The following is a 24,795-nucleotide window of genomic DNA, read 5'->3' on the forward strand; positions in this document are numbered from 1 at the left end:
GACGGAACCATTCGAGGCGGCGAGTGCTGGCCGTCGCGGTACACTCCGGGCATGACGATGGACCCTCACGGGGCATGGGCGTACCGCCCGGATGCCCCTCTTCGAGGCGCGGCGGACGGGCCGCTCTCGGGCCTGACGTTCAGCGCCAAGGACCTGTACGGCGTGCCGGGATGGCCGCTGCGGGGCAGCTCTCGGGCAGTCCTTCCCGAAGTGGGTGACAGTCCGCTCGTGGCTCGCCTCCTGGGGCTCGGGGCGACGCTCCTCGGAAAGACGCACCTGCACGAGGTGGCGCTCGGCATCACCGGCGCCAATGCCTTCGGCGGGACGCGCAACCCGTTGGAGCCCACGCGGGTGGCGGGTGGCTCCAGCGGCGGTGCGGCCGTGAGCGTCGCGACGGGCGAGGTGGACTTCGCGCTCGGCACGGACACGGGTGGCAGCATCCGCGTGCCGGCCGCGTGGTGCGGCGTGGTGGGCTTCAAGCCCACGAAAGGCAGCGCCGCCTGGCCCACCGAGGGCGTGCTGCCGCTGAGCTCCACCTGCGACCACACGGGCCCGCTCGCGCGGGAAGTGCGCGGGGTGGCTCGCATCCACACCGCCTTGTCGGGCGAGGCCGTGGCTCCGAGGGCGTGGGCCGGAGTGCGCGTGGGCGTGTGGGACGTCCCTGCCTGGGTTACCCCGGACGTCTGGGCCGTGGTGGAGGCGGACGCGGCACGGTTGGCGGCGCTGGGGGCGCGAATCACGCGAGTGCCCTTTCCCGACATCATGGATGCGTACACGCCCATCGTGCTGAGCGAGGCGGCGGCCGTGCATGCGCGGGCCTTGACGAGCGAAGCGCCGGGTTTCATCGCCACCACGGAAGCGAACCTTCGCGCGGGCGCGGCACTGAGCAAGGCGGACGTGGCGGCCGCGCGTGCCAGGCGGGAGGCGTACCGCACGCGACTGGAGGCACTGTTCAGCGAGGTGGACGTCCTGCTCGGCCCCGCGGTACCAGACGTGGCGCCCCGGGTCGACCAGGAAGAAGTCGGTGTCGCGGAAGGAGTGCTGCCAGTGCGGCGTGCGGTGCTGCGCATCACCGCGCCGTGGAGTCTGCTGGGCGCGCCGACGCTGTGCCTCCCGCGTCCGCTCGGTGCGCTGTCGGTGGGCGTTCAGCTGGTCGCGCCATGGGAACAGGACGTGGCCCTGCTCGGATGGGGGCTCGGAATGGATATAACAGGGCCTCGCCCTGGCGCAGCAGGGACGCGCCAACATGGCACGTGAGCGGACCCGCGCAACGACGACACGCGGTGGGCTTCACCTCGCGCGTCTCGTCGGCGCACTCGGGAGGCCGGTCCATCGTCTCGCCGGGGCTGGTCGACCCATCCCCGCATCGCCAACACTTGCTTGACTGGCCGCTCACTCCACGAAGAGTGGCTCGCGGGGCGTAGAGTAGTTCCCCCATGCGGGGGGCGGAGCCGTGGCCGGAGGAAGGGAGCCCGTCCCTGGCCACAGGCCCACCCTCACAATGACTGGCATCACCCCCCCGGTGAATCGCTCTCCTGCATCCCCAAAACCGTCCTGCACTCAACATATTCCGAGATGGACGGTTTCGCTTGAATTCCTCCACAATCTGGCTTCAGTTACTGTCATTGTCGCTTCGCGTTTGGTGGGGCGACTCAGCGGTGAGCGCCCCCAAATCCCGGGAACCACTGGAGAATGCACTTCATTGCCAAGAGACTGCAATTTTCCTTCAATCAAAAATGACAACGTTACGATTCGTTCCCCCCTCTCTTTCATCCGCGCGGGAGGCATCAAGCGGGACGTCACGGGCATGAGCGCCTCACGTCTGGAGGCAACCCAGCGGTGGCGCACGCCAATCCGGTGACCCCAGGAGGCTCCGCCTCATTGCCATCAAGCTGAAATCTTCCCTTCAACCAAAAATGACAACGTTGTGATTCGCTCACCCCCTCTTGTGACCGTGGAGCAGCCATCACTCGGGACGAGGAGGGACTGTCGAGAACATACCCCAGGGAGAGGGATGACAATGCTGTCAGACATTGCAGGCCCATGGCGGGTCCATGCCTGCCATTGGGCTCACTTCTGGAGACACCTTTATGTCCCGACAGATTCACCACGCTGATCCCCGTCATGTCTGGTTCTGGTGGCGAAAGCTCCTCACCACCGCGACAAGCGCCGTGCTGATTGCCGCGCTCTCCGTCCTCGCGCCCATCAGGGCCGCCCATGCCGCGGACGGTGGCTTCCATATCGTCAACGGCCGGCTCCTCGACGCGAACGGCAACGACTTCATCATCCGCGGTATCAGCCACCCGCACGCATGGTACCCGCAGAGGACCAGCTCGTTCGCTGACATCAAGGTGGTGGGGGCCAACAGCGTCCGCGTCGTGCTGAGCGGTGGCCGGTGGTCGGTCAACACGGCCAGCGATGTGGCGAACGTCATCTCGCTCTGCAAGCAGAACCGGCTCATCTGCGTGCTCGAGAACCACGACACGACGGGCTATGGGGAGGCGAGTGACGCCTACAGCCTCTCTCAGGCCGTCGACTACTGGCTGAGCATTCGCAGTGCGCTCGTTGGCCAGGAGGCCTATGCCATCATCAACATCGGCAATGAGCCGTATGGCAACACCAATCCCACGGCGTGGGTTGCGGCGATCATTGATGCGATCCAACGCCTGCGCGCTGCTGGGCTGACGCACACCTTGATGATTGACGGGCCGAATTGGGGGCAGGACTGGTCCAACACCATGCGGGACAACGCCCAGACGATCTGGGAGGCCGACCCGCTGCGCAACTCCATCTTCAGCATCCACATGTACGGCGTCTACAACACCCCATCGAAGGTAAAGGCCTACCTCGACTCGTTTACCAGCCGTGGCCTGCCCATCCTCGTCGGCGAGTTCGGGTGGTACCACTCCGACGGAGATCCGGATGAGGTGACAATCACGGAGCACACCACGTCGCTGGGTCTCGGCTACATAGGCTGGTCGTGGAGCGGCAACGGAGGTGGCGTCGAATACCTCGACATGGTCACCAACTTCAACCCGGCCAGCCGCACGGACTGGGGCAACTGGCTCATCACGAGTGCCAATGGCCTCGAGGCCACCTCCGTCGAGGCCTCGGTTTTCGAGGGAGGTGGCGACACGCAGCGCCCGACCGCGCCCGGCAACCTGGAGGCGACAGGTACGACGTCGAGCAGCGTGTCGCTCGCGTGGAGCGCCTCGACCGACAACGTCGCGGTGACCGGTTACGATGTCTACCGAGGGTCCGCCCGCGTGGCGACGCTCCCCAGCAGCATGCTGTCGTACACGGACACGGGGCTGTCTGCGAACACGACCTACAAATACACGGTGTATGCGCGTGATGCCGCTGGGAACGTGAGCGAGGCGTCCAACACCGTTTCCGCGACGACCCAGTCCTCCGGGGGAGGAACCGACGGCTGCACGGCGACCTATAAGCTCGATAACGAGTGGGGCACCGGCTTCGGCGCCACCGTGACGGTGACGAACACCGGGACCACCGCGACCAAGGGCTGGACGATCAGCTGGACCTTCGGTGGCAACCAGCAGATCACCAACATGTGGAACGCCACGCCGACCCAATCCGGCGCGAGCGTCACGGTGCGGAACATGAGCTACAACGGTGTCATCCAGCCAGGGAGCAGCACGACCTTCGGATTCCAGGCGGCGTATTCCGGTTCCAATACCTCGCCAACCCTGACCTGCACCGTCAACTGAAGGAGTCTGTGGCAGGGAGGGACCGAGGCGGGGTCCCTCCCGGCCCGGCGCGCCGCTCTTGGAGCACCCGAGCCTATCGCGCCTCGCCCATCAGCGGGCGCCTGCCCAGGGAATGCCTCACCAGGTGCAGCGTCACGTCGTCACGATGCGGATGCTGGAGAAGATGACCGGCGCGGAGGTGGCGCGCGAGCTCTCCCTCACGCCGGGCCACGCGGCCGTGCTGCTGCACCGGGCGAAAGCGGAGTTGCAGCGCTGAGCGAAGTTCTAAGCTGATGATGCCGCGAGCTGGAGCGGGGACCAGTCCGGAGGCCAGCGCGCGTCGAGGTCAGCGCCGCCGGATTGGACCTTGCATCAGCTCACGGATGAAGAGCTCGAGTTCCTCGGGTTTTGACCTGAAAGTGCGGCGAACAAGAAGGTGAGCTGACAGCGCAGGTTGGAGGCCTCCATCAACAGCGAGTGGGTGGCGCGGTGCCTGGAGACGCTGGGGCCACGTGCTCGACCACCCAGCCCCTCGTGATTACCCTCGGATTGGGGAGGCATCGACCATGGCGGTCTCCGACTTCCGTGAAGCGTTCATCGAGGGCAATCCCCGGCTCGCGATCCGGGATTACGGTGGCTCCGGGTCGGCGGTGCTGCTCGTCCACGGAATCGGACGGACGCTCGAGGACTGGCGCCTGCTCGCACCCCTGCTGCGCGATGAGCACCGCGTGGTCGCGCTGGACCTGCGCCTCCATGGCCACTCGGGCGAAGGGGGCTGGTCGTGGGACGAGCTCGTGGTGGACCTCGAGCGGGTGTGTCAGCACCTGGCCCTGGGCCGCACCGCAATCATCGGCCAATCCCTGGGCGGCATACTCGCGGGGGTGTACGCCGCCCGGCACTCCGACTGCCCGGCCGCCATCAACATCGACGGCCACGGGTGGCTGCCCCCCGAGCGCTTCCCCGGTCTTCCCCCCAACCTGGCGCGAGAGCAGCTCGCGTGGATGAAGGACTGGATGGCCAGGCAGGCGTCCGCCCTGGACACCCCTATGCCCGAAGCCACGTTCCGCGCGATGCTGGACGCGCAGAAATCCCTGGCGGAGCAGCTCGGGGTCCCGGTGGAAGTGCTGGTCGCGTCGACGTGGCGAGCGGCGGTGCACGATGCTCACGGCGACTACCGGCTGAGGCCCTCTGGAGAGGCCCTCCGGACCATCCAGGAGCTCACGAACGAGACAGATCTGTTCGCGGTCTACGCCCAGGTGACAACTCCCCTGCTCATCTTCCAGCTGACCGCGCCCATCGCGCCCTCGGCGCCCGACATGCCCCCCTGGTTGCACGGCTTCCTCGACAGTTTCGCGGAGGGGCTGAAGCGGGAGCACCAGGCGCTCGTCCATCACCAGCCAAACATCGAGGTCATGTTCCTCGAGGCCCCTCATCTGGCAACCCTCAGCCACCCGGCGGCCCTCGCGAGCCGCATCCTCTCGTTCCTGGCGCGAGTGGCTCCGAGCGAAAGGCTCAGCCCCCCACCGGCGGGGTGAAGCGGACCCGGCGTCCAGGCCTGGGCATGCCGGGTGCACCAAGACAAAGGGCCCCGGGTTCCGAGAACCCGAGGCCCTTGTCTGAATGCAGGGGAATGACGAGGCTTTACGCCGCCTTCGACGGCTCCGGCGACATGTAGTCCTCGATCGGCGGGCACGAGCACACCAGCTTGCGATCGCCCAGCACGTTGTTCAGCCGGCCCACCGCCGGCCAGAACTTGTGCTCCACCACCCACGCCGCCGGGAAGGCGGCCTTCTCGCGCGAGTACGGACGGTTCCACTCCGGCGCGGTGATCACCCGGGCCGTGTGCGGCGCGTTCTTCAGGACGTTGTTGTCCCTGGGCGCCTTGCCCTCCTCGATCTCGCGGATCTCCTCACGGATGGCGATCAGCGCGTCGCACAGACGATCCAGCTCCGCCTTCGACTCGCTCTCCGTGGGCTCGATCATCAGCGTGCCCGCCACGGGGAACGACACCGTCGGCGCGTGGAAGCCGTAGTCCATCAACCGCTTGGCCACGTCCTCCACCTCGACGCCCGCCGTCTTCTTCAGCTGGCGCAGGTCCACGATGCACTCGTGCGCCACCCTGCCCCGCTTGCCGCGGTAGAGCACCGGGTAGTGCGGCTGCAGCCGCTCGGCGATGTAGTTGGCGTTGAGGATGGCCGTCTTCGTGGCCCGGGTCAGCCCCTCCCCGCCCATCATCGCGATGTACATCCACGAGATGACCAGGATGCTGGCGCTGCCCCACGGAGCCGAGGAGATCGCTCCGATGCCCTCGTTGCCACCCGTGGTGATCACCGGGTGACCCGGCAGGAACTTCGTCAGGTGGCTGGCCACGCAGATGGGACCCATGCCCGGGCCGCCACCGCCGTGCGGGATGCAGAACGTCTTGTGCAGGTTGATGTGGCAGACGTCCGCGCCGATCTCCGCCGGCTTCGTCAGCCCCACCTGGGCGTTGAGGTTCGCCCCGTCCATGTACACCTGGCCGCCCCGCTCGTGGACGATGGCGCAGATCTCCTTGATCTCCTCCTCGAACACGCCGTGTGTGGACGGGTAGGTCACCATCAAGCAGGCCAGGTTCGCCTTGTGCTCGTCGGCCCTGGCGCGCAGGTCGGCCACGTCGATGTTGCCGTTCTCGTCGCACTTGACGACGACGACCTTGTAGCCCGCCATCACCGCCGAGGCCGGGTTGGTGCCGTGCGCCGACGACGGGATGAGGCACACGTCGCGGTGGCCCTGGCCGCGATGCTGCTGGTACGCGCGGATGACGAGCAGGCCCGCCAGCTCACCCTGGCTGCCCGCGTTGGGCTGCAACGACACGCCCGCGAAGCCCGTCACGCTCGCCAGCATCTGCTCGAGCTGCTCGAAGAGCACGCGGTAGCCCGCCGCCTGCGAGCTCGGCGCGAACGGGTGCAGCTTGCCGAACTGCGGCCACGTCACGGGGATCATCTCCGCGGTGGCGTTGAGCTTCATGGTGCACGACCCGAGCGGAATCATCGAGTGCGTGAGCGACAGATCACGCGACTCGAGGCGGCGGATGTACCGCAGCATCTCCGTCTCGGAGTGGTAGCTGTTGAAGACCTGGTGCGTGAGGAACGGGCTGGTGCGCCGCAGTCCCTCGGGCAGGGTGCTCTGGAGCTCCTTGCCCAGCTCGTCCAGCGTGAAGCCCAGGGGCTTGCCGCCGGCGAACACGGAGAGGATGGCCTCCACGTCGGCCGGACGCGTGGCCTCGTCGAGGCTCAGGCCGACGGCCCGCTCGTCGATGCGGCGGAAGTTCATCCCCTTGGCCTCGGCGGCCGAGAGGATTCCCCGGATGTGCGGCGGCGGAGCCTCGACCCGGAGCGTGTCGAACACGTTCTCGTAGTTGGCGCCGTAGCCCAGCTTCGTCAGGCCGCGCGCCAGCAGCATCGTGAGCCCGTGCACACGCTCGGCGATGGACTTCAGGCCGCGGGGCCCGTGGTACACCGCGTACATGCCGGCCATGATGGCCAGCAGCACCTGCGCGGTGCAGATGTTGCTCGTGGCCTTCTCGCGGCGGATGTGCTGCTCGCGCGTCTGCAGCGCCATGCGCAGGGCGCGGTTGCCCTGGGCGTCCTCGGACACACCGATGATGCGGCCCGGCATCACGCGCGTGTAGGCGTTCTTCGTGGCGAAGAAGGCCGCGTGCGGACCGCCGTAGCCCATGGGCACGCCGAAGCGCTGGGCGCTGCCCACCGCCACGTCCGCGCCGAGCTCACCCGGCGGGGTGAGCATCGTGAGCGCCAGCAGATCCGTGGCCACGATGAAGAGGCCACCGGCCGCGTGCACCTTCTCGCCGAAGGCGCGGTAGTCGTGCACCACGCCATCGGTGGCCGGGTACTGCACCAGCGCGCCGAAGTACTTCTTCGCGGACAGGTCCACCGTGCGGTGGTCGCCCACCACCACCTCCACGCCCAGCGGAAGAGCGCGGGTGCGGACCACGTCGAGCGTCTGCGGGTGGCAGGTGTCCGAGACGAAGAAGGCGCCTCCGCTCCCCTCACCCTGGGTGTGCAGCGCCAGCGCCATGGCCTCGGCGGCCGCGGTGCCCTCGTCGAGCAGGGAGGCGTTGGCCACCTCCATGCCCGTGAGGTCCATCACCATGGTCTGGTAGTTGAGCAGCGCCTCCAGACGGCCCTGGGCGATCTCCGCCTGGTAGGGCGTGTACTGGGTGTACCAGCCCGGGTTCTGCAGGATGTTGCGCAGGATGACGTTCGGGGTCTGGGTGTCGTAGTAGCCCATCCCGATGAAGGACCGGAACAGCTGGTTCTTCGCCGCGATGGACTCCAGCACCGCGAGCGCGTCGTGCTCCGACCAGGCCGCCGCCATCTTCAGCGGCTCCTTCGAGCGGATGGCAGCGGGCACCGTCTGGTCGATGAGCTCGTCGACCGAGCCCACGCCCAGGGTCTTCAGCATCCCCTGCAGTTCCTTCTCATCCGGCCCGATGTGACGGTCGGCGAACGACTCCTGGTATTTCCAATTCAAGGACATAGTTCGAGCACTCGCAGTGCGGGTGAAACGAATGACGGTAGTTAACAGCCCGACCGTCCCCGTTCAGACCCCGGACACGTCAGGAGTTCTTCAGCAGGTTCTCGTACGCGCTGGCGTCCATGAGCCCGTCCAGCTCCTTGCTGTCCGAGGGCTCGAGCTCGATGATCCACCCCGCGCCATAGGGGTCCGTGTTGATCGTCTGGGGATTGTCGGTGAGGGCGTCGTTCACCTTCACCACCTTGCCGGAGAGCGGGGAGTAGAGCTCCGACACGGCCTTGGTGGACTCGATGACGCCGAACTGCTTGCCGGAGGTGACGGTGGCGCCCACCTTGGGCAGCTCCACGAACACCACGTCACCGAGCGCCTCCTGGGCGTGGGAGGTGACGCCCACCACCACGCGGTTGCCCTCCACGCGGGCCCACTCGTGCTCCTTCGTGTACTTCAGATTGCTGGGGTTGCTGCCGGCCATGTCCGTGCTCCTCGGAAAAGGGGATGCTCAGGGGCTTGCGAATGCGTCAGGACTTCTTCCAGAAGGGGGTCTTCACCACCACGGCGGACACCGGACGGCCGCGGATCTCCACGTCGAAGGTCGAGCCCTCGGCGGCCAGCTCGGCGGGCACGTAGCCGATGCCGATGGGCTTCTTCACCGACGGGCCCATGGTGCCGCTCGTCACCTCGCCCACCCGCTGCCCGTCCTTGAGGATGGGGTAGCCATGGCGGGGGATGCCCGCGCCGGTCAGCTCGAAGCCCACCAGCTTGCGCTTCACGCCCTCGGCCTTCTGCTTCGCCAGCACGTCGCGGCCGATGAAGCCGCCCGCCTTGTCCAGCTTGCAGATCCACCCCAGCCCCGCCTCGAGCGCGGTGTGCTGGTCGTCGATGTCGTTGCCGTAGAGGGCGTACTTCATCTCCGTGCGAAGGCTGTCGCGCGCGCCCAGGCCACAGGGCTTCACCCCGTCCTGCTGGCCCTCCTTCAGCAGCGCCTCCCACAGCTTCTCCGCCTCGCCGGGCGCGCAGTACAGCTCGAAGCCGTCCTCGCCCGTGTAGCCGGTGCGCGAGATGATGCACTGCACGCCCGCGACCTGGCCCTCGGTGAAGCGGTAGGTGCCAACCTTCGACACGTCCACCGGGGTGAGCCGCTGCACCAGGCCCACGGCCTTGGGTCCCTGCACGGCGATCTGCGCGTAGTCGTCGCTGCGATCCACCGGCTTCACACCCTCGGCGTGAGACTGCATCCAGGCGAAGTCCTTGTCCTTGTTGGACGCGTTGACGACGACGAGGATCCGCTCGGGAGAGAAGCGGTAGGCCACCACGTCGTCCACGAAGCAGCCCTGCTCGTTGAGCAACCCGGCGTAGACAGCCTGGCCGTCCGCGCACCTGGAGAGATCGTTGGTGATGAGTTTGTTGGCGGTCTCGAGCGCGCCCGGACCGGTGAACTCGATCTCCCCCATGTGAGACACGTCGAACAGGCCAACGGCGTTGCGCACGGCCTCATGCTCGGTGATGACGGAGCTGTACTGCACCGGCATGTCCCAACCGACGAAATCCACCATCCGGCCGCCGAGCCTGCGGTGGGCCTCGTTAAGGGGCGTACGCCGGGCCATGTTCATCTCTCCTGTGGGGGGTGAAAAAACGCGCGGACTATAACCGCGCACCTCCCCCAATCAAGGTTCTCGGGAAGTCGCCTGGGACGTTCTAGACTGCTCGCGTCATGAAGATTCGTAATCGTTTGAATCCGTCCAATCCGTGCTTCTCCTTCGAGTTCTTCCCGCCGAAGACGCCCGAGGGGACCACCAACCTGCTGAAGACGCTGGAGGAGCTGGCGCCCCTGGAGCCCGGCTTCGTGTCGGTCACCTATGGGGCGGGCGGGAGCACGAGGGACAAGACCCTCGATCTCGTCGCCCGCATCAAGCGCGAGACGGGCATCGAGGCCATGGCCCACCTCACCTGCGTGGGCCACACGCGCGAGGAGCTGCGCGAGCTGCTGGGTCGGCTCGCGGACGCGAAGGTCGAGAACGTGCTGGCGCTGCGAGGAGATCCACCCCAGGGGCAGACGACCTACGAGCCCGTGGAAGGGGGGTTCCGCTACGCCTCCGAGCTGGTGCGCTTCATCCGGGAGGAGGACTTCAACTTCTGCCTGGGCGGGGCGTGCTACCCGGAGGGCCATGTGGAGACGGCGTCGCGCGACGAGGACCTGCGCCGCCTGAAGGAGAAGGTGGACGCGGGCCTGGACTTCGTCATCACCCAGCTCTTCTTCGACAACGCCTTCTACTTCGACTTCGTGGAGCGGGCGCGCCGCATCGGCATCAACGTCCCCATCGTCCCGGGCATCATGCCCATCACCAACTTCGAGCAGGTGCAGCGCTTCACCCGCCTGTGCGGCGCCACCGTGCCCATGCGCCTGGGGCTCCAGATGGAGCGGGTGAAGGATCAGCCCGAGGCCGTGGTGCAGCTGGGCGTGGCGCACGCCACCGTGCAGTGCATGGAGCTGCTGTCGCGCGGCGTCCCCGGCATCCACTTCTACACGCTCAACAAGTCCCCGGCGACGCGGATGATCGTGAGCGCCCTGAGGGCCCGCTCGTGAGTGGACCTGGACTGAACGTCTCGAGGAACGATCCGCGCTGGCCCGCGCTGAAGCGGCTGCGCCCACCGGCCTTCATGCTGATGAACGTGGCCCTCATCAACATCGCCTACGCGCTGGCGATGGCGGCCGTGCTGGCGGGCTACCTGCCGGCACCACCGGAGTTCGTCACCTCGCTCCGGGGGCAGACGGACTGGGAGGCTCCCCTGAAGGTCGTTGGGGCCATCGCCACCGGGGCGCTGACCTTCTGGGGTGCGTGGAGCGCTTTCAACCTGCGCAAGTGGGCGCTCGTGGTGGTGGGCGCGGCCACCGCCGTCATCACGCCGACTCCCGTCTGCTTCGTGGGCTTCCCCTTCGCCGTGTGGATGCTGTGGGTGCTCAGCATGCCCGAGGTGCGACAGCACTTCACTTGACCGTCCAACGGGTGGACCCGGTGGACTCATTTCACGCGAAAATGAGTCAGGGCCGAGGGGGAGATCCGCTCCCCCTGAAATCCCGAGAGGAAGTCAAATGGACCCACACAGAGCGCGCTTTTACTCCCGGGCGTGTGGTCCTATTCTCGCCGCATTCCCTCTCTCACGAGGAGTGGTCCTTGCAGCACCACTATGCAGACATCAATGGAATCCGCATGCACTATGTGACGCATGGTGCGGGCGAGCCCATCATCTTCCTCCATGGCTTCCCGGAGTACTGGGGCGCCTGGAAGAAGGAGCTCAACGATCTGGGGAAGGACCACTATGTGATCGCCCCGGATCTGCGCGGCTACAACCTCACCTCGAGGCCCCAGAAGGTCGAGGACTATCACATCAAGCATCTCGTGGAGGACGTGCGCGCGTTGATGCAGCACCTGGGGCTGAAGAAGTCCTCCATCGTCTGCCAGGACTGGGGCGCGCTGTTGGGCTGGAGCTTCCTGCTGCGCCACCCGGACCTGGTGACCCGGTTCGTCACCATCAACATCACGCACCCCGCCCTGTTCGACCGGGAGCTGCGCGAGAACCCCCGCCAGCAGCTCGCGGCCCAGTACATGCTGGTCTTCGCCTCGCCGCAGGCCGAGCCGCAGCTCATGGGCGACGACTTCGCCTGGGCGAAGCAGGCCGTCATCAACGATGCACGGGCCCACGGCGCCATCCTGTCCGAGGATGACGTCGCCGAGTGGGTCGCCTCCTGGAGGCAGCCGGGCGCCATCACCGCCGGCCTCAACTACTACCGCGCGGCGAAGATGGGTCCCCCCGACGGCGAGGGCCACCCGGGCGGCAGCAATCTGCTGGAAGGTCTCAAGCCCGATCAGTACGTCGTGCACACGCCCGTGCTCTTCATCCACGGCGAGCAGGACACCTACCTGCTGGCGGACGGGCAGCGCGGCTTGAAGGAGCTGGTGCCCAACCTCACCATCCGGCGGCTCCCCGACGCGACACACTGGGTCGCCCTGGAGAAGCCGCGGGAGGTCAGCCAGTTCGTCCGCGAGTTCCTGCGCGGCCAGGGCTGAGCGCCCCTCCGTCTCGATGTTGCGAGACTTGTCCGGGCCGTTGTGATTTGTGTGCGCCCCCTCTTCCCCCGGAGAGGGCCGGGGTGGAGCACCTCCACCCCTGAGTGCGAAGTGAGGAGCACACCGTCTTGCTGACGAGGGAGGACCGTCGCGATCTGGGCTGGCTCGGCCTGTGGGTGGCCGTGTTCGGTCTGGCGTTCGCGCCGGTGCTCCACGCCATCTACGGGCACGGAGGAGCGCGCCCCGCTTCCTCGGCGCTCGCGGCCCGGGGCTGGGTCTCCCATCAACGGGCCGACTCACGAGAGCCCCCTCCTCCCGAGCTCCCCGCTCCGCACGATGAGCGCGAGCCGCACTCGCACGCTCCCGCGGACAAGCATGACCCGGGACACGGGCCGGCCAGCCACACGCACGGGGTGGGTAGCGTCGAGCACCTCCAGGCGGTGGCGCTGCCCTCGCTCGCCCTGCCCCGCCTGCTCGTCTTCTGGCTCGAGGCCGGTACCCGGCACCTGGGACAGGAGCGCTCACGCCCGGGTGCGCCGCTCCGTCCGACCGCGATGCCTCAGGGCCCGTAGGAGACACCGACGTTCCAGATCGGTCCGTCTCTTTCGTTCCCCTCTTGTCTCGAGGTCGTTCCCCCATGCTGTCTTCTCGCGTGGCCTCCCTGGCCGCGATCGCCACCGTTGTGTCCGCTGTTCCCGCTCTCGCGCAGTCCTCAGGGGAGAGCGCTCCCACTCCTCCCGAACAGGCCGCTCCCGCCGCCTCCGAGCAGGCTGTTGCCGAGCCGGAGGCCCCCGCCTCCATGCAGACGACGGTGACGGCACGACGGCCCTTCACGGCGGCTTCGTCGTCCACGGTGCGGGATCAGGACTTCCTGCTGCGTCCCCGCCCCCGCCCGGCGGACATCCTCCAGGTGGTACCCGGCCTCTACACCGTGCAGCACGCGGGCGGCGGCAAGGCCAACCAGTACTTCCTGCGCGGCTTCGACGCGGACCACGGCACGGACGTGGCGCTCTTCGTGGACGGCGTCCCCGTCAACATGGTGAGCCACGGGCACGGTCAGGGCTACGCGGACCTCAATTGGATCATCCCCGAGCTCATCGAGCGCGTGGAGGTGCGCAAGGGTCCGTACTTCGCGCAGGACGGAGACTTCGCCACCGCGGGCGCGGTGAACCTGGTGACGCGCCGCAACTTCGAGTCCAGTCAGCTCACGTTGGGCGGCGGCTCGTTCGACACCTGGCGCGGGATGTTCATCGCCGCCCCGGACGTGGAGGGGTGGAGCCCCGTGGTGGCCGGGCAGGTGTACGGCACCAACGGGCCCTTCCTCAATCCCGAGCGCCTGGAGCGCTACAGCCTCTTCACCAAGGTGACGCGCGATCTGTCGGCTCGCTCCTCGCTGTCGCTGGCGATCACCTCGTACGGCAGCGGCTGGAACGCGAGTGGCCAGATTCCCCTGCGCGCGGTGAACGCCGGCCTGATGGACCGCTTCGGGAGCGTGAACGACGCCGAGGGCGGCAACTCGCAACGCCACAGCGCCTACGCCACCTGGCGCACCCTCACCCGCGACGACGGCGAGGTGAACATCATGGCGTACGGCGTGCAGTACCGGCTCAACCTCTACTCCGACTTCACCTTCTTCAGCCGGGATCCGGTGAACGGGGACATGATCGAGCAGAACGATCGGCGCACGGTGCTCGGCTTCAACGCCAGCTACCGCTTCCGGCGCCAGTGGGCCGGCATCACCTTCGACACCCTGGTCGGCACGCAGCTGCGCAGTGACAGCATCGAGAACGGCCTGAGCTACGACAAGGCTCGTGAGCGGCTGGAGACCGTGGTGGACGCGAGCATCCGCGAGAGCAGCCTCGGGGTGTACGCTCAAGAGGACATCGTCTTCACCCCCTGGCTGCGGGCGGTGCTCGGCCTGCGCGCGGACTCCTTCGGCTTCGACGTGAACGACCACCGGGAGGACCTGTCCTCGCTCGACACGAAGACCTCGGGCGTGCGGCAGGCCTCGCTCCTCTCGCCCAAGGCGAGCCTCGTCGTCAGCCCGCTCCCCAGCACCGAGCTGTACGTCAACTTCGGCGATGGCTTCCACTCCAACGACGCGCGCGGCGTGGTGCGCCAGCCGGATCCCGTGACGCCGCTCACGAAGGCCCGGGGGTACGAGCTCGGCGCGCGCACGCGGTTGTTCGATCGGTTGGATCTCGCGGGCTCGGTGTTCCGGCTCGACCTGGACAGCGAGCTCGTCTGGGTGGGCGACGAGGGCTCCACCGAAGCCCGCGGCGCCACCCGCCGCCAGGGCCTGGAGGCCGAGGCTCGTCTGAAGGTGCTCCCGTGGCTCTTCGCCGACGCGGACGCCACCTTCACGCGCGCCACCTACGTGCAGAACGCCGGCAACGGTGACGCGGTGGCGCTCGCCCCCACGCTCATCCTGTCCGGCGGCGTGTCCGCGCGTCACCCGATCGGCATCTACGGTCGGCTCGGGGTGCTGCACCTGGGCGACCGCCCGGCCACCGAGGACGGCTTGCTCACCGCCGAGGGCTTCACCCGCGTGGACGCGACGCTGGGCTACCGGGGCTCCTTCTACGAGGTGAACCTGAGCGTGCAGAACCTGCTCGACACCGTCTGGCGCGAGGCCCAGTTCGCCAACGTCTCGCGGTTGCCCTCCGAGACGAGCCCCTCGAGCTGCCCCGTGGGCACCCGCCCCGCGGGCGAGGCCGATGCCTTCGAGGGGTGTGAGGACGTCCACTTCACCCCCGGCGCGCCCTTCAATGCCCAGGCCAGCGTGAGCTTCTTCTTCTGACAGCCCGGCACGGGCGGCCCGGTGCTACGCCACCGGCCGGGACTTCGCGTTGGGTGGGCCGCGTTTCACACGCGAGTCCAGCCCGTTCGCGAAGTTCCCGGCCCGTCCGGGTCGCGAGCTCCGGCCCTGGCGTGTCGGCCATTCGTGGTCGGCCCGGTATGACACGGTTGTCAGGGGAGTCTCAGTCCTTCGCGTGCGTGGGAACGTCCCTTCGGGGGCCTGGCGCGTGAAACCAGCGTCTTCGCGCCCGGAACATGTCTTGCTTCAACCCGGACCCCATTCATCCGGAGGATGGCATGACACGCAGGTTCCTGGTCACGTGGCTGACAGCACTGATGCTGGCGGGCTGTGGTGGTTCCATGGGGGGCGGCGATCCCGTAGGCGGGCCCGGGGGAGGAGCGCCTCCGGTGGGCGGAGCTCCTCCCGCGGGGGACGTGGGAGGAACGCCAGGAGGTGCACAGGACATGGCGCTGGCGCGGCGGAAGATCGCCGTTGGCATCGTGCCGGCTCCAGAGGACTTCGTCGTCGAGGGGCTCTATTCGGAGCACGACCTTCCCCTGGACGGCGCTCCCTGTGAGCAGGTGCTGTGCCTGCGCACGGCGACGGGCATCGCGACGGCCCTCGATACGGGCCGCCAGGAAGTGTTCGTGCAGGTGGGATTCTCTTCCAACGTGGACCCCACCACCTTCCGCCGCAAGCCGCTCGACGTGGCGCTGGTCATCGATCGCTCCGGCTCCATGCATGGGGAGCCGCTCGAGGCGGTGAAGGAAGCGGCGCGCAGGCTGGTGGCGAAGCTGGACGAGAACGACACCTTCTCGCTGGTCGTCTTCGATGATGGCGCCCTGACGCTGGTGGAGCAGACCCCCGTGAACGATCGCGAGGCACTGCTGCGCGTCATCGACACCATCCAGGACGCCGGCAGTACCTGCATCGAGTGCGGCTTGAAGGCGGGTTTCAATCAGCTCGCCACGCGGGGAACGGACGCTACACGCGCCCGCCGCCTGTTCCTCTTCACGGATGCGATGCCCAACGTGGGCATGACGGGAGATGGCGAGTTCATGGAGTTGCTGCGCTCCAACTCCAGCGAGGGCCGGGACACGACCGTCTTCGGCGTGAACATCGCGTTCTCGCAGAGCCTCGTCACGGCCATCTCCGCCGTACGCGGGGCGAACTCCTTCTACCTGAGCAATCCCGAGCGGACGCGGACGATCTTCGACGAGGACTTCGACTACCTGGTGACGCCCATCGCGTATGACTTGAAGATGGCGCTCACCCCGGCCGAGGGCTTCGAGGTGGAGGCGGTGTACGGCCTGCCGGGCGTGGAGCCAGGGGCGAGCCAGGCGGAGATGGTGGTGTCCACGGTGTTCCTCTCCCGGCGGCGCGGCGCCATCCTCGCGCGCCTCTCGCGTGTCGAGGACATCGCCCCCGCCCAATCCGTGATGACGGGGAACCTGTCCTTCCAGGCCACGGGAGGAGGCGAGTCCCGCACCACCCTGACGGCGAGCTACGAGGGCAGCGAGCCGCTCGCCTCCACGGAGGCGTGGTACTCGCAGCGCTCGGTGCGCAAGGCGGTGGCCTTGACGAACTTCGTCCTGGGCGCCCGCTCCGCGTGCGAGCTGTGGATGAAGGGCGAGAAGACCGCGGCCCGCCAGCTGGCGGACCGGACGGCGGCCCTGCTGCAAGCGGAGGCGGACAGGATGGACGACGCGCCGCTGCGCACCGAGGCGGAGCTCGCGTTCAAGCTGGCCTCGCTGATGGTTCCCTGAGCCCGGTGACACTTCCGGCCGGCCGCGGTGTTCCATCGTCCGCGGCCGGTGCGCCCGGCCAGAACTCCAGGGAGTCAGCGGATGGATATCGGAACTCGAGGGCTGTGGGTGGGACTGTCGTTGCTGGTAATGGCCTTGACCGGCTGCGGTGCGCTCGGGCCCCAGGTGCAGGGCAGCGGCAAGCTGGTGCAGGAGGAGCGGCAGGCCTCCGACTTCGAGCGGCTCGACGTGAATGACGGCATCGAGCTCACGGTGGTGGTGGACCCGGCCCAGCCGCGAAAGGTGCGCGTGGTGGGGGATGACAACCTGGTGGCGCTGCTACGGACGGAGAAGGCGGGGACGGACAGCCTCTTCATCCACTTCCGCTCGGAGGACGTGGGCAGCTGGAGCTCCAGCAATCCCCTGCGCGTGGAGGTGACGATGCCGAAGCTCGAGGCCGTCACCCGCTCGGGGGGTGGCACCGTGGACGTGAGCGGCAGTGTCGTCTCCCCCGAGCTCTTCACGCTGGAGGCGTCCGGTGGCGGCACGGTGAGGCTGCGGGGCCTCGACACCGCGTCCTTCAAGTTGGACATGAGCGGAGGGGGTGACGTGACGGTGGAAGGGCATGCCACCGAGGTGACGAGCAAGACGTCCGGGGGGGTCGAGCTGCGGGCTCGCGAGCTCTCGACCCAGGTGGCCACGCTCTCCACCAGCGGCGGTGGCTCCACGGAGATGCGGGTCTCGGACTCCCTGCGCGTGGCGGCCTCCGGCGGCGGTGAGGTGCGCATCATCGGCAGGCCCACGGTGCACCAGGAGGATCTCAGCGGCGGCGCGACGCTCTCCTTCGAGTAGCCTCCCGGGGTGGGTCGTGGCTCAGCGGCTGGCCTTCGCCGCCTCGAGCGTGTTGCGCATCAGCATGGCGATGGTCATCGGACCCACCCCGCCTGGCACCGGCGTGATGAACGAGGCCCGCTCCTTCGCCGCCGCGAACGCCACGTCCCCCTTCAGCTTCCCGTCCGGCATCCGGTTCATGCCGACGTCGATCACCACCGCCCCCGGCTTGATCCACTCACCCTGGACGAGCTCGGGCACTCCCACGGCCACCACCAGGATGTCCGCGGTCGCCACCTCGGCCGCCAGGTTGCTCTTGCGGTGGCACATCGTCACCGTCGCGTCCGCCGCCAGCAGCATCAGCGCCATCGGCCTGCCCACGATGTTGCTGCGCCCCACCACCACCGCCTTCTTCCCCGAGGGAGCGCAGCCCACCTCGTCCAGCAGCCGCATCACCCCGAGCGGCGTGCACGGCCTCATCCCCGGCCTGCCCAGCGACAGCCTGCCCGCGTTCACCGGGTGGAAGCCATCCACGTCCTTCTCCGGCTCCACCGCCGAGATGATCCGCTCCGCGTCGATGTGCTTCGGCAGCGGCAGCTGCACCAGGACGCCGTGCACCTCGGGATCCGCGTTCAGCTTGCCCACCAGCGACAGCAGCTCGTCCTGGGTGATGTTCTCGTCCAGGTGCACTTCCCAGGAGTTGAAGCCCACCTCCTCCGCCGCCTTCTTCTTCCCCGTGACGTAGATCCTCGAGGCGGGATCCTCTCCCACACGGACCACCGCCAGCCCAGGTACCAGGCCGCGCTCGGCCTTCAATTTCTCCACCTCCCCCTTCACCTCCGCCCGTACCCGCGCCGCCACCGTCTTTCCGTCGATCAACTGGGCCATAGCAGGGCGGACTCTATGCGAAACTCCCTCCTGGCAAGGGAGTGATGCACGCGTGGCACCTGGAAAAGTCCTCGGAGCGATGCTTGGACTCGCCGTCGGTCTACTGATTGGTGGACCCCTGGCCATCGTCCTGCTCGTCATCGCCGGGCTCCTGGTCGGCCATCAGGTCGACGAGCTCCATGTCCTCCCCTCCGACGCGGCCGGCCAGGGAGAGCCCGTCACCCGCTCGTCCCTGGAGATCGCCGCCCAGGACCACTTCGCGCGCCACCTGTGCGCCCTCTTCATCGAGGTGGCTCGCGCCGATGGCGACGTGGTGCGCGATGAGGTGCGCGTGGTGCGCGAGTACTTCGCCGATCAGCTCAAGTACGGCCCCGAGGCACTCGGGCTGGTGCGCCGCTACCTCAAGGAGCACCTCGCCCGCCCTCCTTCTCTCGAGGACTCCGCCGCCGCCTGTCGCGAGGAGCTCCCCACCTCCGAGCGACTGCTGCTGCTCGATGCCCTCTACGGCCTCGCGCTCGTCGACGGCCACCTGCAGCGCGCCGAGCAGGACACGCTGCGCCGGGTCGCCCAGGGGCTGGGGCTCACCGAGGAGGACCTCCGATCCGTCACCGCACGTCACTTCGGGGATGGCGAGGCCCACTACGCCCGGCTCGGCCTCACCGCCGACGCCAGCGACGCGGACGTGAAGCGCGCCTACCGTCAGCTCGCCGCCACCCACCACCCGGATCGTGTCGCCCACCTCGGGCAGGGAGCGGTCGAACAGGCGTCCCGCCGCTTCCAGGAGATCCGGGAGTCCTACGAGGAGATCCGCCGCCTACGCGGTTTGTGAGCCACCCGACGGCCCGGAAGAACTTCACCGTTCATGGGCATGTTGTGGGGAGGGAGAATCCGGGTGTGGAGAAGCCAGACAGGAGCTTCGAGGAACAGCGTTTCAGCGCCTTCTTCCATCAGGCGCTCGTGGGAATCGCCCACACGGATCTGAGCGGGCGCTTCGTGCTGGTGAACCAGCGCTACTGTGAAATCGTCGGCCGGACCCAGGAGGAACTGCTGAACCTGCGCATGCAGGACCTCACCCATCCGGATGACGTTGGGGGAAACCTCGAGCTGTTCCAACGGACCACCCAGGGGGGTCCGCCGTTCATCATCGAGAAGCGCTACCTGCGGCCCGACGGCTCCATCGTCTGGGTGAACAACTCCGTGTCGGCGCTCATGAACGCGGAGGGGAGAGCCCACCTCCTCATGGCCATCACGCAGGACATCTCCGAGCGCAAGCGCTCCGAGACACAGCTGCGCTTCCTGTCGGATGCGAGCCGGCTCCTCTCCGAGTGGCCCGAGGACGCGGTGCGGGTCCTCCAGGGCCTCACGCGGCTGGCCACCGCCTCCGTGGCGACGATGTGCCTGGCGGAGCTCGTGCGGCCGGACGGAAGCCCGTGCCACGTGGCGGTCGCCCACCGCGACTCCTCCCAGGAGTCCCTCCTCCAGCAGGTGATGAAGTCCCCCTCCTCTCCCGGCTCCCCGCTCCACCCGGTGCTCCAGACCGGGGAAGCCCGGTTGGACACACATCTCGCGCCAGAACAGCTGGCCGCCCTCCGCGCGCTCGGTGCGCACTCGGCCATGGCCGTGCCGCTGAAGGCACGAGGCCGGGTGCTGGGCATCCTCTTCTTCGGCACGAGCGAGCCGGGCCAGCGCTACGCCCCGGACGATCTGGCCATGGCCCAGGAGCTCGCGCACCGGACGGTGGCCACGCTGGAGAACGCCCGGCTCTTCCGGGAGGCGCAGGAGGCGATCCAACTGCGCGACGAGTTCCTCTCGGTCGCCTCGCACGAGCTGCGCACGCCCCTGGTGTCCCTCTCGCTGCAGCTCGAGCTCGTCCACCGGGTGTTGAACGAGGAGTCGCGCCGGCAGGTCGAGAACAGGTTCTTCGTCGTCCGGCGCCAGCTGGGCCGGCTCTCCTCGCTCGTGAACGACCTGCTCGACGTGAGCAACATCTCCGCCGGGAAGCTGGAGCTGGAGCTGGCGGACGTGGACCTCGTCCAACTGACGCGCGACGTCCTCGAGCGGATGCACGTCGTCTTCGAACAGAACGGGTGTGCGGTCACCCTGCACGCGCCCTCCGAGCCCCTCCGGGGACAATGGGACGCGGCGCGGCTCGAGCAGGTGCTCATCAACCTGCTCGGCAACGCGACCCGGTATGGGCAGGGCCGACCCATCGTCGTGAACATCCGCGCCGACAATGACCGGGCCTGGCTGAGCGTCCGTGACGAGGGGATCGGCATCGCGCCGGAGGATCTCCCTCGCATCTTCGACCGCTTCGAGCGTGCCGTGTCGCGGCGCCACTACGGGGGCCTGGGGCTCGGGCTCTACATCACCCGACAGATCGTCGAGTCCCTCGGAGGACAGGTGCGAGTGGAGAGCGAGCCGGGGCAAGGCTCTCTGTTCGAGGTGTTCCTGCCCCGCACCGCGCTACGCTAGGACCATGCCAGATCATTCCACCATCCAGGTGCAGCTCTTCGATGCCACGACGGGCCAGCCCATCGGCCAGGCGGAGCTGCCCGTGGGCAACCTCCCCCAGAACTTCGAGGGGGCGACCACGCTGCGGATCGGAGACAAGACCTACTCGGTCGTCTCCGCCTCCCCCATGACCGCCCGGGAGTTCCGCGCCAGCGGCAAGCTGCGGCTCGAGATGCGGGAGGTGAGGATCTCCAAGGTGAGCCCGCGCGAGGTGCTCTACTCGCTTCCCTCGATCGCCGAGGAGATTCCCCCCATCGAGGAGGGCTCGACGAAGCTCGGCAAGCAGGTGCTCGAGCTGCACGAGGACGACTGGCGGCAGATCGAGCTCGTGGCGATCACGCTCCAGAGCGCCATCGAGGTGGACCTGAGGGCCATCGAGCGGATCCACACCCAGCACCGCAAGAGCCCCGGCTTCGACGCGCTCTACCTCCGCAAGGAGGTGCCCCTGCCCCTGCATGGGACGTGGATCACCCAGGCCAACCTGCGGAGCGCCCTGGGAGAGCGCGCGACGTGGCTCGAGGGGCTCGCGTTCCGGGGCGTGGCGGGGCTGGTCGCGGGAGGCTTCGCAGTGAAGCTGCCCTCGGGCCTCGCGCTGTACGGCGTGCAGCGGGAGGGCCGCGTCACCGCGCTGGGCCTCCACCGCAAGCAGGCCGGGGCGGGCCTCGAGGGGGATGCCTCCCTGCTGGCGACACTCGCCACCCAACATCAGCTCTGCATCGTCGACTGGTGCCGCGTGCGGCAGATCCCTCCCTCCGCGCAGCGCTTCCAGGCCTGGCTGTCCGGCCAGGATTGAGCCGGGGGATACGAAACCGGGTTGAACCCCGGCCCGCTCTGTCGCATTACAAGTCCATATGAGCGACCGCGGCTCCCCCAAGAAGAAGAGCGAGAGCTTCAACAATCCCTTCAAGGCAGCTCTCGCGGACCTCAAGAAGAAGCAGGCCGAGCCGCCCAAGAAGCCCCAGGCGCCTCCCCCGCCCCCCAAGCCCTCCAAATCCAAGCGCCAGGAGGAGGACGACATGTCCCTCTTCCTCTCCGCCATGGACGGCGTGGAGCAGCTCACCAACCGCGGCGAGCCACCCGCTCCCAACCCCCGTCTGCCGGAGATCATCGACGAGAACGCCGAGGCCCTCGCCGAGCTCGCCGAGCTCGTGGCCGGCCAGGGGGAATTCGATGTCTCCGACACCGATGAGTACATCCAGGGCGCCGCTCCTGGCATCGATGCCCGGCTGCTGCGCTCCCTGCGCCGCGGCGACTTCTCCGTCCAGGGCCGTCTGGATCTCCACGGCATGACCCAGGCCGAGGCCAGGGAGGCCGTGAACCGGTTCCTCTCCGACAGCCGCCGCACCGGCAAGCGCTGCGTGCTCATCGTCCACGGGCGGGGGCTCAACTCCAAGGACCAGATCCCCGTCCTCAAGGAGAGCCTCCGGGGATGGCTGAGCCAGAAGAGCATCGGCAAGACGGTGCTGGCGTTCGCTACCGCACGTCCCCAGGACGGGGGCACGGGCGCCGTCTACGTGCTGCTGCGCCGGTAGCTGGACGCCTGGGCGGCACTGTGCATACATGCCGCCATGGCACGCGATCTCATCGATCTGCACATCCACGTGGGTAGCTCCGTGGCCCCTCACGTCCTCTGGTCCCTCGCGCACCAGCAGGGCTTCAAGCTCCCGGTCAAGAGCTACTTCGACTTCGTCGAGCTCATCACCTCGCGTCCCGGCAAGGTGGGCAGCCTCGAGGACTACCTGAAGATCCTCCACACCTGGACGGAGAAGATTCAAAGCTCGCCCATGGCCGTCGAGCGCTCCGTGTACGAGATCATCGGCAAGGAGTACCGCGGCAGCCGCGTCACGCAGATCGAGCTGCGCTTCAACCCCATGAAGCGCAACCTCAACTCGGAGCTGGATCTGGATCACATCATCCACGCGGCGCTGCGTGGCATGGACCGGGCCATGCTCGAGTACGGCGTGAGGGCGGGGCTCATCTTCTGTCTGGCCCGCGAGTTCGACCACCGGCTCAACAGCATCCTCGTGGACAAGGCCATCAAGTACCGCGGCCGAGGTGTCTACGGCATCGACCTGGCCGGCACGGAGACACACGCGCTGGAGCTCGAGCCCGCCGTGGTGTCGCAGTACGAGGAGCTCTTCGCCCGCGCCCGCCAGGCGGGCCTCAAGTGCACCGTGCACACCGGGGAGACGAAGGGCACCGGCGCCGAGGGAGTCATGGCCGTGGTGGAGAAGCTCAAGCCCCACCGTATCGGCCACGGCATCCGCGCCGCCTATGACGAGTCGGCCATGAAGCTGCTGCGCGAGCGCGACGTGGTGCTCGAGCTGTGCCCCACCTCCAACCTCCACACCCGCGCCGTGGAGGGGCTCGACGAGCTCAAGCACATCATGCGCACCTTCTGGGACCGGGGCGTGAAGTTCACGCTCAACACCGATGGCACCTACCTCCTGGAGACGGACATGCTCCGGGAGGTGGAGCTCGTCGAGAAGAACGGCCTGCTCTCCCCCGAGCAGGTGGACCAGACGCTCGCCTGGGCGCGCCAGTACTCCTTCATCCCCACGTGAGCGCCATGTACCGCCTCGCCCGCGCCCTCCTCTTCCTCCTCCCCGCCGAGCGCGCCCACCGGCTGGGAATGACCCTGCTGCGGTGGTTCGGGCACCTGTCCGGGCTGTGCCAGAGCCTGCGCGCGCGGACGCTCTCCGCCGTCACCTATGACGCCTCGGTGAAGGTGGCGGGCCTGGAACTCGCGCACCCGGTGGCGCTGGCAGCGGGGCTCGACAAGGAGGCCGAGGCCGTGGATGGGCTGCTGGCGCTCGGCTTCGCCGCGGTGGAGGTGGGGACGCTCACCCCCAGGCCCCAGCCGGGCAACCCGACACCGCGCCTCTTCCGCATCCCCGAGCACCGCGCGCTCATCAACCGGATGGGCTTCAACAACCACGGCGCCACCAACGCCGCCGAGCACCTCCGGGCGCGCACGTGGCACCCCGCGCCGGTGGGGGTGAACATCGGCAAGAACAAGGACACGCCGCTGGAGAAGGCGGTGGACGACTACGTGGCGTGCGTGGACACGCTGGCCCCGCTCGGGGACTACGTGGTGGTCAACGCCAGCTCGCCCAACACCCCCGGCCTGCGCAAGCTGCAGGAGCCCGAGGCCCTCACCGCGCTGCTCCGGGCGGTGAAGACGCGCCTGGACCAGGTGGCGCCGGGCAAGCCCCTCTTCCTGAAGATCGCTCCGGATCTCACGCCCGAGGCGGTGGACGAGGTGGTGGACGTGGCGCGCGCCTGCGGGCTGGCCGGGCTCATCGCCACCAACACGACCATCGCCCGCCCCTTCGAGCACGCGGTGGCGAAGGAAGCCGGTGGCCTGTCCGGAGCGCCCGTACGCGAGCCGGCCAACGCCGTCATCCGCCGTGCCTATGCGCGCAGTGGAGGCGAACTGCCCATCATCGGCGTGGGTGGCGTCTTCACCGCCGAGGACGTGTACGAGAAGCTGCGAGCCGGGGCCTCGGTGGTGCAGGTGTACACGGGCTTCATCTACGAGGGGCCCGGAATGGTGCGACGGCTGCTGGAAGGACTGGGCCCGCTGCTAGCCCGGGACGGCTTCCGCTCGGTGCGCGAGGCCATCGGCGCGGACCACCGCGGCGTTCCCGTGACACCGGTCGCCGTGCCCGAGCGCGAAACCGTGCGCCCCCAGGCGTGAAGCCCCCCGG

The 24,795-nt window shown here is 68.2% G+C and carries 21 protein-coding genes; 17 read left to right on the forward strand and 4 right to left on the reverse strand.

The annotated features are described in order from the left end of the window. Positions 1 to 57: 57 nt before the first annotated feature. From JQX13_RS47750 to JQX13_RS47765, 4 genes are all read left to right on the forward strand, one after another. Entirely contained in the window at positions 58 to 1,257 is a 1,200-nt protein-coding gene (locus JQX13_RS47750; protein ID WP_239015503.1) for an amidase, read from the forward strand. An 833-nt stretch (positions 1,258 to 2,090) separates the two neighbouring features. Next, complete coding sequence (locus JQX13_RS47755) at positions 2,091 to 3,728, forward strand: cellulase family glycosylhydrolase (protein ID WP_203406032.1); 1,638 nt, start codon at positions 2,091 to 2,093, stop codon at positions 3,726 to 3,728. Between the two features lie 124 nt (positions 3,729 to 3,852). Then, positions 3,853 to 3,984: a sigma factor-like helix-turn-helix DNA-binding protein gene (locus JQX13_RS47760; protein WP_239014304.1), complete on the forward strand. Its 132-nt coding sequence runs from the start codon at positions 3,853 to 3,855 to the stop codon at positions 3,982 to 3,984. A gap of 289 nt (positions 3,985 to 4,273) precedes the next feature. Beyond that, positions 4,274 to 5,242, forward strand: coding sequence for an alpha/beta fold hydrolase (locus JQX13_RS47765; protein ID WP_203406033.1), 969 nt, complete (start codon positions 4,274 to 4,276; stop codon positions 5,240 to 5,242). Positions 5,243 to 5,348: 106 nt separating this feature from the next. Here JQX13_RS47765 and gcvP read toward each other — a convergent pair whose 3' ends face one another. The 3 genes from gcvP to gcvT form a co-directional block, all read right to left on the reverse strand. After that, positions 5,349 to 8,246, reverse strand: coding sequence for an aminomethyl-transferring glycine dehydrogenase (gene gcvP / locus JQX13_RS47770; protein WP_203406034.1), 2,898 nt, complete (start codon positions 8,244 to 8,246; stop codon positions 5,349 to 5,351). Positions 8,247 to 8,325: 79 nt separating this feature from the next. Further along, positions 8,326 to 8,715, reverse strand: a complete 390-nt coding sequence (gcvH, locus tag JQX13_RS47775; RefSeq protein ID WP_203406035.1) for a glycine cleavage system protein GcvH — start codon at positions 8,713 to 8,715, stop codon at positions 8,326 to 8,328. Positions 8,716 to 8,761: 46 nt separating this feature from the next. Then, positions 8,762 to 9,847 carry a glycine cleavage system aminomethyltransferase GcvT gene (gene gcvT / locus JQX13_RS47780; RefSeq protein ID WP_203406036.1) on the reverse strand — a complete coding sequence of 362 codons (1,086 nt, stop codon included), beginning with the start codon at positions 9,845 to 9,847 and terminating at the stop codon, positions 8,762 to 8,764. Between the two features lie 107 nt (positions 9,848 to 9,954). Between gcvT and metF the strand changes: the two genes are divergently transcribed. From metF to JQX13_RS47815, 7 genes are all read left to right on the forward strand, one after another. After that, the gene (metF, locus tag JQX13_RS47785; RefSeq protein ID WP_203406037.1) at positions 9,955 to 10,827 is read left to right on the forward strand and encodes a methylenetetrahydrofolate reductase [NAD(P)H]; all 873 of its coding nucleotides are present in this window, start codon (positions 9,955 to 9,957) and stop codon (positions 10,825 to 10,827) included. After that, positions 10,824 to 11,237: a hypothetical protein gene (locus JQX13_RS47790; RefSeq protein WP_203406038.1), complete on the forward strand. Its 414-nt coding sequence runs from the start codon at positions 10,824 to 10,826 to the stop codon at positions 11,235 to 11,237. The genes metF and JQX13_RS47790 overlap by 4 nt, the downstream gene beginning before the upstream one ends. 179 nt (positions 11,238 to 11,416) lie before the next feature. Further along, the gene (locus tag JQX13_RS47795; protein ID WP_203406039.1) at positions 11,417 to 12,310 is read left to right on the forward strand and encodes an alpha/beta fold hydrolase; all 894 of its coding nucleotides are present in this window, start codon (positions 11,417 to 11,419) and stop codon (positions 12,308 to 12,310) included. A gap of 128 nt (positions 12,311 to 12,438) precedes the next feature. Beyond that, positions 12,439 to 12,882 (forward strand): hypothetical protein, encoded by a 444-nt coding sequence (locus JQX13_RS47800; RefSeq protein ID WP_203406040.1) that lies wholly within the window; start codon positions 12,439 to 12,441, stop codon positions 12,880 to 12,882. A gap of 65 nt (positions 12,883 to 12,947) precedes the next feature. After that, complete coding sequence (locus JQX13_RS47805) at positions 12,948 to 15,110, forward strand: TonB-dependent receptor (RefSeq protein WP_203406041.1); 2,163 nt, start codon at positions 12,948 to 12,950, stop codon at positions 15,108 to 15,110. A gap of 296 nt (positions 15,111 to 15,406) precedes the next feature. Continuing rightward, on the forward strand, positions 15,407 to 16,876 hold the full coding sequence (locus tag JQX13_RS47810; RefSeq protein WP_203406042.1) for a vWA domain-containing protein: 1,470 nt from the start codon (positions 15,407 to 15,409) through the stop codon (positions 16,874 to 16,876). Between the two features lie 81 nt (positions 16,877 to 16,957). Beyond that, the gene (locus tag JQX13_RS47815; protein ID WP_203406043.1) at positions 16,958 to 17,707 is read left to right on the forward strand and encodes a head GIN domain-containing protein; all 750 of its coding nucleotides are present in this window, start codon (positions 16,958 to 16,960) and stop codon (positions 17,705 to 17,707) included. A gap of 21 nt (positions 17,708 to 17,728) precedes the next feature. On the opposite strand, the gene folD is transcribed toward JQX13_RS47815, so the two are convergent. Further along, positions 17,729 to 18,574, reverse strand: coding sequence for a bifunctional methylenetetrahydrofolate dehydrogenase/methenyltetrahydrofolate cyclohydrolase FolD (gene folD / locus JQX13_RS47820; RefSeq protein ID WP_203406044.1), 846 nt, complete (start codon positions 18,572 to 18,574; stop codon positions 17,729 to 17,731). A gap of 79 nt (positions 18,575 to 18,653) precedes the next feature. Here folD and JQX13_RS47825 point away from each other — a divergent pair, with 79 nt between their 5' ends. The 6 genes from JQX13_RS47825 (at position 18,654) to JQX13_RS47850 (ending at position 24,785) form a co-directional block, all read left to right on the forward strand. Continuing rightward, on the forward strand, positions 18,654 to 19,403 hold the full coding sequence (locus JQX13_RS47825; RefSeq protein ID WP_343211050.1) for a TerB family tellurite resistance protein: 750 nt from the start codon (positions 18,654 to 18,656) through the stop codon (positions 19,401 to 19,403). Between the two features lie 65 nt (positions 19,404 to 19,468). Beyond that, positions 19,469 to 21,046 (forward strand): sensor histidine kinase, encoded by a 1,578-nt coding sequence (locus tag JQX13_RS47830; RefSeq protein ID WP_203406046.1) that lies wholly within the window; start codon positions 19,469 to 19,471, stop codon positions 21,044 to 21,046. A 4-nt stretch (positions 21,047 to 21,050) separates the two neighbouring features. Further along, the gene (locus tag JQX13_RS47835; protein ID WP_203406047.1) at positions 21,051 to 21,878 is read left to right on the forward strand and encodes a hypothetical protein; all 828 of its coding nucleotides are present in this window, start codon (positions 21,051 to 21,053) and stop codon (positions 21,876 to 21,878) included. Positions 21,879 to 21,936: 58 nt separating this feature from the next. Continuing rightward, positions 21,937 to 22,617, forward strand: a complete 681-nt coding sequence (locus tag JQX13_RS47840; protein ID WP_203406048.1) for a Smr/MutS family protein — start codon at positions 21,937 to 21,939, stop codon at positions 22,615 to 22,617. A 36-nt stretch (positions 22,618 to 22,653) separates the two neighbouring features. Then, complete coding sequence (locus tag JQX13_RS47845) at positions 22,654 to 23,649, forward strand: adenosine deaminase (RefSeq protein ID WP_203406049.1); 996 nt, start codon at positions 22,654 to 22,656, stop codon at positions 23,647 to 23,649. 5 nt (positions 23,650 to 23,654) lie between these two features. Further along, complete coding sequence (locus JQX13_RS47850) at positions 23,655 to 24,785, forward strand: quinone-dependent dihydroorotate dehydrogenase (protein WP_203406050.1); 1,131 nt, start codon at positions 23,655 to 23,657, stop codon at positions 24,783 to 24,785. Positions 24,786 to 24,795: the final 10 nt, after the last annotated feature.

It is taken from the genome of Archangium violaceum (assembly GCF_016859125.1).
GTDB lineage: Bacteria > Myxococcota > Myxococcia > Myxococcales > Myxococcaceae > Archangium > Archangium violaceum_A.

Excerpts from the sequence above, each read along its gene's own strand:
- JQX13_RS47750 (WP_239015503.1), top strand. The coding sequence starts at position 58 with ATGGACCCTCACGGGGCATGGGCGTACCGCCCGGATGCCCCTCTTCGA.
- JQX13_RS47755 (WP_203406032.1), top strand. The coding sequence starts at position 2,091 with ATGTCCCGACAGATTCACCACGCTGATCCCCGTCATGTCTGGTTCTGG.
- JQX13_RS47765 (WP_203406033.1), top strand. The coding sequence starts at position 4,274 with ATGGCGGTCTCCGACTTCCGTGAAGCGTTCATCGAGGGCAATCCCCGG.
- gcvP (WP_203406034.1), bottom strand. The coding sequence starts at position 8,246 with ATGTCCTTGAATTGGAAATACCAGGAGTCGTTCGCCGACCGTCACATC.
- gcvH (WP_203406035.1), bottom strand. The coding sequence starts at position 8,715 with ATGGCCGGCAGCAACCCCAGCAATCTGAAGTACACGAAGGAGCACGAG.
- gcvT (WP_203406036.1), bottom strand. The coding sequence starts at position 9,847 with ATGGCCCGGCGTACGCCCCTTAACGAGGCCCACCGCAGGCTCGGCGGC.
- metF (WP_203406037.1), top strand. The coding sequence starts at position 9,955 with ATGAAGATTCGTAATCGTTTGAATCCGTCCAATCCGTGCTTCTCCTTC.
- JQX13_RS47805 (WP_203406041.1), top strand. The coding sequence starts at position 12,948 with ATGCTGTCTTCTCGCGTGGCCTCCCTGGCCGCGATCGCCACCGTTGTG.
- JQX13_RS47810 (WP_203406042.1), top strand. The coding sequence starts at position 15,407 with ATGACACGCAGGTTCCTGGTCACGTGGCTGACAGCACTGATGCTGGCG.
- JQX13_RS47815 (WP_203406043.1), top strand. The coding sequence starts at position 16,958 with ATGGATATCGGAACTCGAGGGCTGTGGGTGGGACTGTCGTTGCTGGTA.
- folD (WP_203406044.1), bottom strand. The coding sequence starts at position 18,574 with ATGGCCCAGTTGATCGACGGAAAGACGGTGGCGGCGCGGGTACGGGCG.
- JQX13_RS47825 (WP_343211050.1), top strand. The coding sequence starts at position 18,654 with ATGCTTGGACTCGCCGTCGGTCTACTGATTGGTGGACCCCTGGCCATC.
- JQX13_RS47835 (WP_203406047.1), top strand. The coding sequence starts at position 21,051 with ATGCCAGATCATTCCACCATCCAGGTGCAGCTCTTCGATGCCACGACG.
- JQX13_RS47840 (WP_203406048.1), top strand. The coding sequence starts at position 21,937 with ATGAGCGACCGCGGCTCCCCCAAGAAGAAGAGCGAGAGCTTCAACAAT.
- JQX13_RS47845 (WP_203406049.1), top strand. The coding sequence starts at position 22,654 with ATGGCACGCGATCTCATCGATCTGCACATCCACGTGGGTAGCTCCGTG.
- JQX13_RS47850 (WP_203406050.1), top strand. The coding sequence starts at position 23,655 with ATGTACCGCCTCGCCCGCGCCCTCCTCTTCCTCCTCCCCGCCGAGCGC.